Source organism: Pseudomonas sp. (genome assembly GCF_026224925.1).
Lineage (GTDB): Bacteria > Pseudomonadota > Gammaproteobacteria > Pseudomonadales > Pseudomonadaceae > Aquipseudomonas.
Genome location: NZ_JAMFRV010000599.1, coordinates 1 through 13,494, shown reverse-complemented (window position 1 = coordinate 13,494; position 13,494 = coordinate 1). Strand labels below are relative to the sequence as shown.

The 13,494-nt window shown below is 56.0% G+C and carries 12 protein-coding genes and 1 pseudogene; 5 read left to right on the top strand and 8 right to left on the bottom strand.

The window, feature by feature from the left end; translation table 11 throughout:
• The 7 genes and pseudogenes from M0974_RS24950 to yaaA form a co-directional block, all read right to left on the bottom strand.
• A pseudogene (locus M0974_RS24950) lies at window positions 1–500 on the bottom strand (right-handed parallel beta-helix repeat-containing protein); the annotation flags it as partial.
• Between the two features lie 28 nt (window positions 501–528).
• Window positions 529–2,004, bottom strand: a complete 1,476-nt coding sequence (locus M0974_RS24945; protein ID WP_297843322.1) for an alginate export family protein — start codon at window positions 2,002–2,004, stop codon at window positions 529–531.
• Window positions 2,001–3,416, bottom strand: coding sequence for an alginate biosynthesis TPR repeat lipoprotein AlgK (algK, locus tag M0974_RS24940; RefSeq protein ID WP_297843320.1), 1,416 nt, complete (start codon window positions 3,414–3,416; stop codon window positions 2,001–2,003). The genes M0974_RS24945 and algK overlap by 4 nt, the downstream gene beginning before the upstream one ends.
• Before the next feature lies 1 nt (window position 3,417).
• Window positions 3,418–4,590, bottom strand: a complete 1,173-nt coding sequence (locus M0974_RS24935; protein WP_297843317.1) for an alginate biosynthesis protein Alg44 — start codon at window positions 4,588–4,590, stop codon at window positions 3,418–3,420.
• A 40-nt stretch (window positions 4,591–4,630) separates the two neighbouring features.
• Window positions 4,631–6,115, bottom strand: a complete 1,485-nt coding sequence (locus tag M0974_RS24930; RefSeq protein ID WP_297843326.1) for a glycosyltransferase family 2 protein — start codon at window positions 6,113–6,115, stop codon at window positions 4,631–4,633.
• A 98-nt stretch (window positions 6,116–6,213) separates the two neighbouring features.
• Window positions 6,214–7,530 (bottom strand): nucleotide sugar dehydrogenase, encoded by a 1,317-nt coding sequence (locus tag M0974_RS24925; protein WP_297843314.1) that lies wholly within the window; start codon window positions 7,528–7,530, stop codon window positions 6,214–6,216.
• A gap of 707 nt (window positions 7,531–8,237) precedes the next feature.
• Window positions 8,238–9,017 (bottom strand): peroxide stress protein YaaA, encoded by a 780-nt coding sequence (yaaA, locus tag M0974_RS24920; protein ID WP_297843311.1) that lies wholly within the window; start codon window positions 9,015–9,017, stop codon window positions 8,238–8,240.
• Between the two features lie 99 nt (window positions 9,018–9,116).
• Between yaaA and M0974_RS24915 the strand changes: the two genes are divergently transcribed.
• From M0974_RS24915 to moaE, 5 genes are all read left to right on the top strand, one after another.
• Window positions 9,117–10,274 carry a polysaccharide deacetylase family protein gene (locus M0974_RS24915; RefSeq protein ID WP_297843309.1) on the top strand — a complete coding sequence of 386 codons (1,158 nt, stop codon included), beginning with the start codon at window positions 9,117–9,119 and terminating at the stop codon, window positions 10,272–10,274.
• A 310-nt stretch (window positions 10,275–10,584) separates the two neighbouring features.
• Entirely contained in the window at window positions 10,585–11,979 is a 1,395-nt protein-coding gene (locus M0974_RS24910) for a PhoH family protein (RefSeq protein ID WP_297843307.1), read from the top strand.
• 153 nt (window positions 11,980–12,132) lie between these two features.
• A complete protein-coding gene (gene moaC, locus M0974_RS24905) occupies window positions 12,133–12,615 on the top strand; it encodes a cyclic pyranopterin monophosphate synthase MoaC (protein WP_297843304.1) in 483 nt (160 codons plus the stop codon).
• On the top strand, window positions 12,612–12,857 hold the full coding sequence (locus tag M0974_RS24900) for a MoaD/ThiS family protein (RefSeq protein ID WP_297843301.1): 246 nt from the start codon (window positions 12,612–12,614) through the stop codon (window positions 12,855–12,857). Before moaC ends, M0974_RS24900 begins: the two co-directional genes overlap by 4 nt.
• 2 nt (window positions 12,858–12,859) lie before the next feature.
• Window positions 12,860–13,315 carry a molybdopterin synthase catalytic subunit MoaE gene (gene moaE / locus M0974_RS24895; protein WP_297843298.1) on the top strand — a complete coding sequence of 152 codons (456 nt, stop codon included), beginning with the start codon at window positions 12,860–12,862 and terminating at the stop codon, window positions 13,313–13,315.
• Between the two features lie 87 nt (window positions 13,316–13,402).
• Here the strand turns inward: moaE and M0974_RS24890 are convergent.
• Window positions 13,403–13,494 (bottom strand): IS3 family transposase (locus M0974_RS24890; protein ID WP_297831952.1); only part of this gene is annotated, 92 nt, incomplete at its 5' end.

The following is a 13,494-nucleotide window of genomic DNA, read 5'->3' as shown; positions in this document are numbered from 1 at the left end:
ATCTCAAGGGTGCCTTTGTGTCCAACCACAATCGGCAACCTGGCGAGGAACACGCCGGGCGAGGTTTCGCTGAAGTACTGCTTGGGCAGAACTTTGGTCAGGTCATGCAGATTAACGTAACCGTCATCGATGAAAATTGCTTGAGGTATACCGTGTTGACGGGCTACCCACTCTTCCATCTTGTTGTCGCCACCGATGAATTCCTTGAGCGGAATCTCTTCCATCATCCGTTTGACTTTGACCTTGCCGACCTTGTTGCGGACGATCTTTTTCGCCACTGCTTCGGCGGTGTAACCCGTCAGGCTAGGTAATTTAGGCGTGGCCAATTCCAGCGGCGCGATAGGTGCATCGGTCACGGTGTAGGTCTTGGCCTGCTGCAACCCTTTGGCCTGGTTCGCCGGGGTAGCGACCGTGGGCTCGTCAGCGGCAAAGGCCGCGACACCGCTCAGCAACAATGCGCTGGCGAGCAGGCTTATGACGCCTTTTTTTCGGTAATCAATCATCGCATTGCTCCCTTCGCGGCTTGCATCAGAAGCGCCAGATGACGTCGACAAAGGCGCGGTGCATGTACGAATCCACGCCGCTGCCGTAGGCGTCACCCGGTTTGAACACGCCGCCCCGGAAACGCACCAGCGCCGCTGGTTCGTCGATGGACTGGCTGAGTCCCGCAGGTAACAAGCCCTGTTTGAAATACTTGGTGACCACTAGGTCCATTTCTTGGCCGAGGTCTGTTTTGCCGTCCATCAATGGCAGGGAAGTACTGGACTCCACACCACTCTCAGCGTTGAAATTATTCTCTACGGCATTGATGCCATCGATACCGACCGGCTTATTGCCGTCTACGCGCCAAAATTTGTGGTAGACCAAGCTGGCGTCGTACTCGTCGCGCAGCATCCAGGAGCCGAACAACGTCGCGGACTGCATATTGTTCATTTCACCGCGAAACGCCTCACCGAAACGGTGGATTCGCGACTGAGTACCGGTGTAGTTGGAACGGTTACTCTGCAAGCCGTTTTGTTCGTAATCACTGCTGGCTCGGGCGTAGGCCCCGCCGACTTGCCAGTTAGGGTCCAGGCGCAGGCGTAAGCCAAGGTCCGTGGCCCAACCGTTGACGTGGTCGCCGGTTTTATCACCCGCCACTGTCACGCCATTTTGCGAGGTTGGGTGGATGGAGTCACGATTGCCGGACATCCCGGTCAGGCTGGCCCAGTAGTTGACGGTATTGGTGTTGCGGTAGTTGTAGGCGTCGCTGTTAGCCTCGATACCGAGCCAGGTCAGGTCGCCGTTCTCGGTCTTGTCCAGCGAGTCTGTTTCATCCAGACCGGTTTTCAATTTGCCGTCATCGTGGGTGTGATGGGCACGCAGGCCGACCCATTGCCCCGGCGTCCATTGGGTAGAAACATCGCCATAAATATGCAAACGATCCTTGTCTCTAGGCGCCAGTTGGCTGAAGTCCGTGCGGTAGTCGCTGAAGCGTTCCGCTGCGCCGAGGTGAGCCTTGAGCAACGTGGTGTCGAAATCCCAATTCAGGGCTTCGATGTTGGTGTCGCGCCACATGCCATCGTCGTTGTGCAGGCGTTGACGACCAAACCGAAGTTGCTCGCCGGGATACGGGGTGAAACCTTTGTAACCGATCCAGAATTCACGCAGGGCCAAATAGTTTTTGTCGGGCTTGCGCTTGTTGCTGCTGCTGTTGTTGGCATCGTCAGTTTTCTGCAGGGGGTCGGTTTCGATAATGTCAGTCGACGTGACGGCTTGCCCCATGACGTAGCCGCTCCAATCGCCGCGCTCGCCGTAGGCCCAAGGGCGAAGGTCGAGACCGAGGCCGTTGACGTCGCCACCACCTTGAGTGCCAAGGTCGCGATCGTCTTCGGACTGACCGGTGATTTTGACTTCAAGGCCAAAGTTTTTGGTTTCAGTCAATTCAGCGGCCAGTACATGCCCAGCCGAAAACAGGGAAATACTCAGACCTAAACTGGCGGTCATCCAGGGATTGAACTTCATAGGGCTTCCTCGCCGTCAACTTGCTGCATTGCACTCAGGGCGCGTGCGTTCTGAGCGGTTGTGCCGCGCAGTTGTTGCTCTTGTTGCAACAGGCGTTGCGCATCGGCGCGTTGTGCAGGCGGTAGTTGGTCATTAAGTTGCTGAGCGAGATCAGTAGCTTCAGGCGTGCCTTGGGCCAGCGCCAATTGGCTGAACACGTAGGCATTAAGCAGATTTGGTTTAGTGCCACGGCCTTGGGAGAACAGCTGCGCCAAGGCGTAATCAGCGCTGTTCTGGCCTCCGCGTGCGGCGGTCAGAAGTTGGTCGGCGGCTTTTTGCGAGTCAACGTTGCCGAGGTAGCCACGGCGATAAATCTGGCCCAGGTAATAGTGCGCGGCTATTTCGCTGCCTTCGGCTTTTTTCAGGTGAGTTTCGGCGGCCTTGGCATCGGGCAGTACCCATTTACCTTCGTAGTACAACTTGCCCAACAGCAGTTCGGCGCGGGGTTGATCCGCCGCACGACCGTTGTTCAGGTATTCCATCATCTTGTTAACGTCGCCCAGTTCGGGAAAGTCATACAGCAGCTTGGCCAAACTCACCCACGAAATCGGATAACCCGGCGCTACGCCTTCGAGCAGGCGCTGTGCGGTTTTTTCGTCCGGCTTGCCGAGGTCGCTGTCACTCAGTACTCGCGCTACAGCGTCGACCCGTTGTGAGGAGATTTTGCCTGTGGCGTGCCCAGCTTCAAGCTGCGCGATCAAAGCGCTCTGTTGATCGACCTGCGCGCGCTTTTGGTAAACGGTGGCCAGTTCGACGTAGCAAATATCGGTGACGGCCAACGAGGCTTTGCACAAGCGCTCGACGTCGTCCAAGTGCTGGTCATACGTATTTTGTGTGCGGTAGAGCAGCACTTGGGCCAGGTTGGCTTCCGGGTAACGCGCCTTGGTCCATTGGTCAATCTTCTGCTGCGCGTTGACGCCGGGGAAGCTCTGCGGGTATTGCAGGTAAAGCATTGCCAGCGGAATCAAGGTGCCGCCTTCGCCATTGGCAAAGGCTTTTTTCAGCAACCCTTCAGCTTCACGGTGCTCAGCCTCCGTCGCGTCAGGGCGCGCCACCAACAACCGACCCAAACGAGCCTGGGCCCGTGGCGAGGTGTCGGCTGCCGCGCGATAAGTCGCTTCGGCCAGTTTGAGTTGTTCCGGGTCATGGGTTTCAACTTGAATATCAGCCAGGCCGACCTGAGCATCGCTGTAGCCCAGGTCTGCCAATTGCCGGTAGTTCTGCGTTGCCAGTGCTGTGTCGCCGCGCTTCAGGGCCTCATTGGCCAGGCGCTGATCGGGCAGCCCAGCGCAACCGCTGAGGCCGATCGCAACCGCCAGGCCCAGCAGCGCCGGGGTCGACAGCGTTCGTAGTGGGCTTAGAGGGCGCGCCATGTCAGAGACCTGCTGCCGTGGCTTTGTCGATCAGCCAGTTCAGCGACGGACCGCGGTCGCTGGTGACTTCGACTGGGCGCCCGGACAAGCTGCTGCTCAGGGAGACGTCTGGCTTGATGCGCACGCGAATGTCAGTGGACAGGTCGACGCTGCTCAAGTTTGCGCTGCTGACAATTTTGCCGGTGCGGAGGGTGTCGTCGCCGGCCACCTGGAAGTTCACACGCGCGCCGGGGCGCACGTCGGCAAACTGACGGTAGGTGAAGCGCGCTTCGATATCGGCTTGGGTGTTGCGTGGCACCAGTTGGAAAATCACTGCGCCTTTACCGGCGAACTGGCCGTCCGGAATCAGTTGCTTGGAGACGACGCAATCGCATGGGCTGGTCAAGGTGCCGCTCAGCTGGCGAGCGAACAACTCTTCGATTTTCGCCGGTTGCAGCTGGGTGTCAGCCAAATGGTCTTTGAGCATTTCCAGCATGCTGGTGTTGAACGACGCCAGCGGGGCGCCTTTGGCAACCTCGCCGTTGACGCTGACCAGGCTTTGCACGGTGCCTTCGCGGGGCATTGTCACGTCTAGGCTGGCAACGCTGACGACGCCGGCAGTGGCGTGGCTGACGAAGTACAAGCCGTAGACTGACTTTAAGATGAAACCGAATGCGACCAGACCGACAACAAAAATACCCGCGCTAAAGGTCACTGCCCTTAACCGGGCGAACGCGGACATGCCGCCGCCGCTGCCTTTTTGCTTGCGCGCCTTGGTGAAGTTGTCGCGCTGCAATGTTGCCAGTACTTCACCCATGCTGACGATGTCGCCGCTCAAGTGTGAGGTGATCAAGTGGCGCAAGGTGGCAATGTCTTGTTGTTCCAGGTTTTGGAACTGGCAACCCACGCGACCGGTAGCGGCATCGACCGAGCGAATCTGCATCTCGATGTCCATGGCCAGGCCAAGGTTGTCGATCAGGAACTGCATACGGCCCTTTATAACTTCGCCCACGGCCGGTCTTTGATTGCTGGGGGCGATGTAGCTCAAGCCACCAGCTGACAAGTCTTCCACGCGTACCAGCGGGGCATTCGGCTGGCCGGTGAGCAAGCGCAGCTTGGCGGGGATTTTGACCCGGGCGTGCTGGCGCTGGGCTTCGGATTCGTGCACAACATTGGCGTTCACGGCGGTATTCATGGCGTAGCTCCTACTAAATTCGATTGATCCATCGGCCCGGTCACACCATTCCCAGCAGCACAGCGACAAACACGCTGAATGCGGAGAACGTCATGGTTCGGGACGACCATGTATTGAACCAACGTTGAAAGCTGGCCAGGTCGCGAGTGAGTTTGGTGTCCTGGCGGGTCCAGGATTGTTGATCAAGGCGGAAGAACACGTAGATCTTCACCAGTGCGCCGACGATCTGGTTGTAATAGAGAATCATTGGGTAAGCAGGGCCAATGCTGTGGCCAGTGCAAGACAGCAGCAGGGTCAAAATCAAGCGGGTAATGCCAATCCACAGCAGGTACACAAGGATGAACGTAACGCCGTATTTGAAGCCGGCGATCAAGGCCACGGTCAGGCCAAGAATTGACGTCCACATCGACACCCGCTGGTCAAACAGCACCACGCTGGTGAACAATCCAAGGCGCTTTACGCCGAGCCCCAGTGCACGTGAGTTCTGACGCAAGTTGTTGCCGTACCAGCGAAACATCAGTTTGCGGCTGGCTTTGAGGAAGCTTTTTTCGGGTGGATGCTCAACGGTGTTGATCGTGGCATCTGGCACGTAAAAAGTGTCGTAGCCCAGGCGCATCAGGCTGAACCAGCTGGACTTGTCGTCGCCGGTGAGAAACTTGAATGTGCCCAGGCGCCAATGCTCCAGGGAGTCACTTTCCACGTCGGCAATAAAGTCAGGGTTGGTCACGACTTCAGCGCGGAACACCGACATCCGCCCCGTCATGGTCAGCACACGCTTGGACAGGGCCATGGAACACATGTTGAGGTGACGCTGAGCGAAGCGCAGTTTGTGCCACTGGGCCATGATGTAGCCGCCGCGCACTTCGCAGAACTCGTTGGTGGTCAGGCCGCCGACATTGCCGAACAGTTGGAACCACGGCACGGTCTTGCGGACGACGCCAGGGCTGAGCACGGTATCGCCATCGATCACGGCAACCACGGCGCGGGAGTCTGGCAGGTGCCGGGAAATTGCCCGGAAACCAAAGGCCAAACCATCACGTTTGCCGGTGCCAGCGATGCGCACGAAATCCAGTTTCACCCGCGCTGGCGGATTGAGCCGGGCCCACATGCTCTTGACTAGCAGCTCATCGGACATCTCTACCAGCGAGCACACCACCGTGGTCGGGTAGCCGCAATCAATGGCTTCCTGAATCACCGAGCTGTACACCTGCGCCGTGGTCAGGGCGTCAATTCGAAAGCTGGTGACCATCAGGAACACATGGGACGGGTCGCCTGCAGCACCCAACTTACGAACCTTGCGGCGCAAATGCGGATAGACCACGTACAGAAACAACATGCCGCGCACAAAGTGCGTGGCACCCATGGAGTAGCGCCAGATGCCGATAAAACCGATCAAAAAGAGAAAGTCCTTCGACTGTGGGTCGAAGATACTTGTAGGCAACGCCATAGCGATGCCCATCAATAAACTGAGGTAGAACAGCCAACCGGCGGCCTGAAGAAGACCGTGCTTTAGCCTTTGCATAATCTGCTTCCGTATCGGGATGATGAGTGACAGGTGGGAGCGGACTCATTCGCGAAGGCGTCCTTCGCGAACGAGTCGGTTCCCACAGACCGTCGTTTCCGTTACCAGCAGATGCCTTCGGTGCGGCCACTTTCACTGGTGGCGTTGGTCATGAAACCAACCAGGTCGATGACCTGTTTGCCTGCGGGGGCTTTGTCGGCCAGTGCGCGGAACTTCTCATCGCGGTTGCCCAGGATGATCACGTCGGAGTTGTTGATGACGTCGTCGAAGTCCGAGTTGAGCAAGGACGAGACGTGGGGGATCTTCGACTCGATGTATTCCTTGTTCGCACCGTGCATGCGTGCATATTCAACATTGGTGTCGTAGATGCTCAGGTCGTAACCTTTGCCTATCAACATTTCTGCCAAATCCACCAAGGGTGATTCGCGCAGGTCATCGGTGCCGGCCTTGAAGCTGAGGCCGAGCAGGGCGACTTTGCGTTTGTCGTGGCTAGTGATGATGTCAAAGGCGTTTTGCACTTGCGAAACGTTGCTGCGCATCAACGAGTTGAGCAGTGGCGCTTCGACGTCCAGCGAGCCAGCACGGTAGGTCAGGGCACGCACGTCTTTGGGCAGGCAAGAGCCGCCAAAAGCGAAGCCAGGACGCATGTAGTACTGGGAGAGGTTGAGGGTTTTGTCTTGGCAAACCACTTCCATCACTTCGCGGCCATCGACACCGACCGCTTTCGCGATATTGCCGATTTCGTTGGCGAACGTCACTTTGGTCGCATGCCATACGTTGCAGGTGTACTTGATCATCTCGGCGACAGCGATGTCCTTGCGGATAATCGGTGCGTCAAGCTCTTCGTACAGCGCTTGCAGCACGTCACCAGAGGCTTTATCAAACTCGCCGATGACGGTCATCGGTGGCAGATCGTAATCCTTGATCGCGGTGCTTTCACGCAGGAACTCAGGGTTGACCGCTACGCCAAAATCGACGCCGGCTTTCTTGCCGGAACAGTCTTCCAGGATTGGAATAACGACGTTGGCGACCGTACCAGGCAACACCGTGCTGCGCACGACGATGGTATGACGAGAGGTCTTGTCACGCAGAACAAAGCCAATTTCCCGGCACACAGACTCGATGTAATCGAGCTCTAAATCACCGTTCTTTTTGCTCGGAGTACCTACGCAAATCATCGACAAGTCAGTGTCGCGAATAGCAGCAGCAAAATCCGTAGTTCCTCTTAGTTTTCCGGTCTTTATCCCCTGAGCCAGTAGCTCTTCCAAACCTGGTTCAACTATGGGCGATTTGCCATTGTTGATAAGGTCAATTTTGGCGCTTGAAATATCCACACCGACTACATCGTGACCGCGGGCGGACAGGCAACCGGCACATACTGCGCCGACATAACCCAAACCAAAGATGCTGATACGCATCGTAATCTCCTTGTTCATTCACGCCAAAGTTGGCTGGTAAGTAGGTGTCCAGCAATAAACGACCGCTCAGCAGTGGGCGGCAATGAAGTCGCGCTGTTGAACGTCGGCATTTTTTTAAGTGTGAGAGCCTGTTCACAAGGCTTGCTCAAAAAAAGTGTGAAACGGGCGCATACGGCCTGTAATCAGGCTCTGGGCCATTTAGAGAGGAGCTTCTCCCGTTCTTTGGAGTGACGGGGAATGCGCGTGTCTCTTGATGCTTCTGTCATCGACTACGATAACGCTGCTGTTAAGACAACTTAACTTCGCTGATCGCCCCGCTGCGGTGTAAGAGATTGCTTACGTCGCAGGTAATAATTGTTACGGAAGGTAAGAGCCTCTAATTTATATATTAGTTCCTGAGCCGTTAGGGTCATTTCTGCCCAATGGCCGTTCGCGGGTCGTGGTCAGAAGCACTTGAACTATGATGGCCTTTTTAGTTGAGGCCTTAGTTGGCGGGTAGTTGAGGGTGAAGGATGCTTATAGGCCACTACTTAAAATTAGTGCGATTCGGCAGGCAAAAAAAATGCAAATAATTTTAAAAAGCTTAGTTCGGGAAAGTTGTAGGTGGTTTATTGACGCCAATCAATTGGCATTTCCGGGTTGTAAAATGCCTGAGACACAAAGCCAGCGACACGTCTCGCAGGGGAGACGTGTGTGTTAAACCGGTGTTACTCAGAGGGCGTATCGCGAAGAAAAACTAGCGTATCGGGTTTCGATTGAGCCGCGTTGTAACGGTAGCCGTGGGCGTCAAATTGCTTCAGTGCTTGGGGACTGTTGATTTGCTCCTTGATCACAAACCGGCTCATCATGCCGCGGGCTTTTTTGGCGTAAAAGCTGATGATCTTGTACTGACCATTTTTCAGGTCGCGAAATTCGGTATTGATAATTCGTGCATTCAACGCAGAGCGTTTCACGGCTGAGAAGTATTCGTTGGACGCCAGGTTAAGCAGCACATCATCGCCTTGGTCCTGCAGTGCCAGGTTCAACCATTCGCTGATTTGCGTGCCCCAGAACGCGTACAGGTCTTTACCCCGGGCGTTGGCCAGCTTGGTGCCCATTTCCAGGCGATAGGGTTGCATGAGGTCAAGCGGTCGCAAAAGACCATATAAGCCTGAGAGCATGCGTAGATGGTCTTGGGCGTAGGAAAAGTCAGTATCGGTGAAGTCTTCTGCTTGTAACCCTGTATAGACATCGCCTTTGAACGCCAGCAGGGCCTGCTTGGCGTTGTCCGGGGTGAAGTCCGGGGTCCAGCTGCCGAAGCGTGCCGCGTTGAGGCCGGAGAGCTTGTCTGACAGGTGCATCAGGTCGGCGATTTGCGCAGGGGTCAATTCGCGCAACTGGACGATTAGCTCCTGAGAGTGATCCAGGTACTGCGGCTGGGTGAAGCGCTTCGTGACCGCAGGGGTTTCGAAGTCGAGGGTTTTTGCCGGGGAAATCACCATCAGCATAGAATCGTCTCCTATAAACGTGGGCGCGATTCTAGGGGTTGAGGGTGATTGACTCCAGCAGGTTATAGTGCGCCGCGAGGTATTTCTGGGGATCTGATTGTGCGCATTGTTCTTTTACTCTCAGCTTGTCTGTTTTGGCTCAATGCCCAGGCGGCCGGTCCGGTGCCGCTTGCGACCATGGATCGCAGCGTATGGCCGGAGCAGTTAACCACTCCGGTATTGTTTGACGTCGCCTCGCGTGCCGAGATCCTAGCGTTTGCCCATGCGCTGGTGGTCAGTGAAAGTCAGGATGAGGCAGCCCTTAAGGCGCGCCTGGGCCTGAGGAAGATCAATATGGTGTCGCTGAACCTGATCCGTCAGCGGCTGTGGACCCGTTTGCTGGAGAATTATCAGTTCGCCCAACAAAGCTGTGAACAGGATGCCTCGTACTGTGTACTGGTCGAAGACATGCAGATGCTGCGCGAGCAGGCCACCAAATTTAAAGTGGCCGACGATTCGTTCTACGCCACTTGGGACCTGCCGAGCCAGGTTTTTCATGACCGTTACCTGACCGAGTTACTGCACATGGCGGCGCTGTTTCCGCTGACCAGCAGCGAGATTGAGCGCTACAACTCGGATGAACTCACCGGTGACGAACTCAGCGATCGATCATTTTTGCTGAGTTTCGACAGCGGCCCTACCGTAACCGGTAGCACCACTGACTGGCTGACCGATTATTTGCGTCAGCGAAAACTCAACGCCACGTTTTTTGTGTTGGGCAAAACCCTGCAAACCCGAGAGACCGAGAGTTCTGCGGCCGAGGTTCAAGCCCTCTACAAACAACAATGTGTCGGTTCACAGGGCTGGCAGTATCGTTCGCATAGCCAATGGGTTGATTGGAAAAGCTCGGTGCAACGCACTGCCGCGTTGCTGCAGCAGGCGCTGCCGGACAATTACGTAGCACTGTTCCGGCCGCCGTACGGTCAACGTCGGGATGACAGTGCCGAGTTCTTCCGGGCACAGGGTCTAAAGGTGTCTTTGTGGAATATCGACTCCGAGGATTGGAGCCCAAACATCACCGCCGATCAGGCAGGGCAGCGGGTATTGACCCTGATGTTGCTGTGGCGACGTGGTGTGGTGGTTTTCCATGACATTCACAATAAAGTCGAAACGGCGTTGCCTTGGCTGCTCACCAACACGGCGCAAAGTGGACTTCAGTGGCAGGATTGTCACGGCTACCCTGAAAGGGCCGCAGAGCAAGGGGATGCAGCTAATTGAAGGGGAATCGGGGGTGGATTTGCTCCACAATTCGGGTCAGGCGGACTTCCGACTTTAACGGTGCTTGACCGCGCCGCCAAGCGCTATTCGTCACACCGAAAAATAAACTTCAAAAAAGTGTCAAAGAGCTTTTTAGTGTCATGCCTTTGCGGTATTACAAATACAGATCGCCGAAACCTGCAACACAGGTGGCGTCATCCCAGACCCATCTTGAGCATTGCTCCTCTGCCTGAAGAGGAGCGTCGGCGGCCTTACCGTGGCGCAGTTTAGTGGTATTGCGTCGCTTGGCTCCTAAAAAAGGTGAGCGAGTATGGATGATCACGGACGCACCCCTTCCTCTAACCAGCCAATCATGTACGTGCTCGATACCAACGTATTGATCCATGATCCAAACGCTTTACTGAACTTCGAAGAACACCACGTCACCATCCCCATGACAGTCCTTGAAGAGCTGGACAAGCTCAAAGCTGGCAAACACTCCGTCGCAGCCGAATGCCGTCAAGCCATTCGACTGATCGACAAAACATTGGGCGGCGCTACACCGGAAGAGGTTGAGTTAGGCGTACCGATTGATCGCGGGACCGGCATTTGCAAAGGTTTCCTGTCTATTTTGATGAGCAAACGTAACGAGCCCAATAGCCTGTTACCTGAGCACCTGAACGACAACATCATCATCAATCAGTTGATTGACCTGCACACGCGCGACAAGGATTTGCGCTTGGTACTGGTCACCAAAGACATCAACATGCGCCTCAAAGCTCGGGCGTGTGGGATCGCCTCCGAGGACTACAGTACCGATCAACTGGTCGACGACGTTTCCATGTTGTCGCGTGGCTATCACACCATGACCGGTTCCTTCTGGGACCGCGTAAGCAAAGTTGAAACTCGCCAGGATCATGGTCGCACTTGGCACCGCGTGCAGCTCACCGACAATTTGCCGGCTGTGCACATCAATGAATTCATCATCGACGAACAGGGGTTTGTGGGCTGGATCAAGGGCATCAAGGCGGACGAACTGCTGATTCTGGACATGCACCAGGAGCCGCTGCTGCACCAAGAAGCCTGGGGCCTGAAACCGCGTGACATCTATCAAGGCCTGGCATTGTTTGCGCTGCTTGACCCGGACATCCATCTGGTCAACCTGTCGGGCGCCGCCGGTTCCGGTAAAACCATTCTTGCGCTGGCCGCTGCGATCGAACAAACCATGGTCAGCAAGCGTTATCGCCGCATCATCGCTACCCGTAGCGTGCAAGGGTTGGATCAGGAGATCGGATTCCTGCCCGGCACCGAGGCCGAGAAGATGGAGCCTTGGTTGGGCGCCATTACCGACAACCTTGAAGCGCTGCACATGGATGACGAGAACACCCACGGCAGTGTCGATTACATCCTCAGTAAAGTGCCACTGCAGTTCAAATCCCTCAACTACATCCGAGGCCGCAGTTTCCAGCAAAGCCTGATTTTGATCGATGAATGCCAGAACCTTACGCCGCACCAGATGAAAACCATCATCACCCGTGCCGGTGCCGGTTCTAAAGTGGTGTGCCTGGGTAACCTGGCGCAAATCGATACGCCCTATCTGTCGGCCACCAGTTCTGGCCTTACTTATCTGACGGAGCGTTTCAAAGACTTCCCCAATGGCGTGCACATTACCTTGCAGGGCGTACCACGCTCGATCTTGGCCGAGTATGCGGAGAGCCATTTATAACGGCATTTGCTGACACTGGAGGACCCCTGTAGGAGCGAACTCGTTCGCGAAGTCCATACGATGCGATTTGTCAGATATACCGCGTTTAATGGCCTTCGCGGACAAGTCCGCTCCCACGGTTTACACTGCCCGCTCCTGCTCAGGAGTAACGTTGTGCTGACTCATCTCGATTCCCAAGGTCGCGCCAACATGGTCGACGTCACTGATAAAGACGTGACGTTCCGTGAAGCGGTGGCCGAAGCGTTTGTGCGTATGCGCCCTGAAACCCTGCAAATGATTGTCAGCGGTGGCCATCCCAAGGGTGATGTGTTCGCCGTGGCGCGCATTGCCGGTATTCAGGCGGCTAAGAAAACCTCTGATCTAATCCCGCTGTGCCATCCGCTGATGCTGACCGGCGTTAAGGTCGAGCTGAGTGCCGAAGGCGAAGACAGGGTACGGATCGTCGCCCGCTGTAAACTCTCCGGGCAGACCGGTGTGGAGATGGAAGCGCTGACCGCTGCCAGTGTCGCTGCACTGACGATCTATGACATGTGCAAGGCGGTTGACCGGGGCATGGTCATCGAAAACGTGCGGCTGCTGGAAAAACTCGGTGGTAAGAGTGGGCACTTTATGGCTGACAAGGCGGGTGCTCAATGAGTGTTCAGGTACTTTATTTCGCTCGGTTTCGCGAGACACTGGGTCTGGACAGCGAGGCGGTGGAGGGCGTTTACCCAACCGTTCGTGCGTTGCGCGAGTTTTTGGTCCTGCGCGGCGGCGTCTGGCAGGTTTTGGCCGAACGAAACCTGATGTGCGCGCGTAACGAAGAGCTGTGTCGGCTGGACGAACCGTTGGCACCCGGTGATGAAGTCGCCTTCTTCCCCCCTGTAACCGGAGGCTGAACATGGCGATTCGGGTGCAGACGGCAGCCTTCGATCCTGGCGCGGAAGTGAACGCGCTCCACGCGGCCAATGTCGGTGTCGGCGCGGTGGTCAGTTTTGTGGGCTATGTGCGTGATTTCAACGAAGGTCGAGAAGTGGCAGGGATGTTTCTTGAGCACTATCCAGGCATGACCGAAAAAGCCTTGGCCAAGATCACCGTCGAAGCTGAACAGCGCTGGCCATTACTTAAATTGGAAGTGCTGCACCGAATCGGCGCTTTAGAGCCGGGTGAGCCGATTGTGTTTGTTGGCGTCGCCAGCGCACACCGGCAAGCAGCGTTCGATGCCTGTGCGTTTGTCATGGACTACCTGAAAACCCGAGCGCCATTCTGGAAGAAAGAAACCACCAGTGATGGACCACGTTGGGTAGAAGGGCGGGACAGTGATCATGCAGCGGCGGGGCGGTGGGATAAAGACTGATACCGCGTTGGCTTCTTCGCGAATGAATTCGCTCCCACAGGTCTTTAAGATTACTGAACTGACCCCAAAAAATTGGACAAAAAATAGCTAAGCCGCAGCAGACTGGGTCCTGTACGCCACAGGGCTCAGCCCGTTCAGTTTCAGCTTGATGCGATCATGGTTGTAGTAATGGATGTATT

Bases quoted from the DNA above. Each gene is read 5' to 3' on its own strand.
- algK (WP_297843320.1), bottom strand. From the start codon at position 3,416: ATGGCGCGCCCTCTAAGCCCACTACGAACGCTGTCGACCCCGGCGCTG.
- M0974_RS24925 (WP_297843314.1), bottom strand. From the start codon at position 7,530: ATGCGTATCAGCATCTTTGGTTTGGGTTATGTCGGCGCAGTATGTGCC.
- yaaA (WP_297843311.1), bottom strand. From the start codon at position 9,017: ATGCTGATGGTGATTTCCCCGGCAAAAACCCTCGACTTCGAAACCCCT.
- M0974_RS24900 (WP_297843301.1), top strand. From the start codon at position 12,612: ATGAGTGTTCAGGTACTTTATTTCGCTCGGTTTCGCGAGACACTGGGT.
- M0974_RS24910 (WP_297843307.1), top strand. From the start codon at position 10,585: ATGGATGATCACGGACGCACCCCTTCCTCTAACCAGCCAATCATGTAC.
- M0974_RS24945 (WP_297843322.1), bottom strand. From the start codon at position 2,004: ATGAAGTTCAATCCCTGGATGACCGCCAGTTTAGGTCTGAGTATTTCC.
- M0974_RS24935 (WP_297843317.1), bottom strand. From the start codon at position 4,590: ATGAATACCGCCGTGAACGCCAATGTTGTGCACGAATCCGAAGCCCAG.
- moaE (WP_297843298.1), top strand. From the start codon at position 12,860: ATGGCGATTCGGGTGCAGACGGCAGCCTTCGATCCTGGCGCGGAAGTG.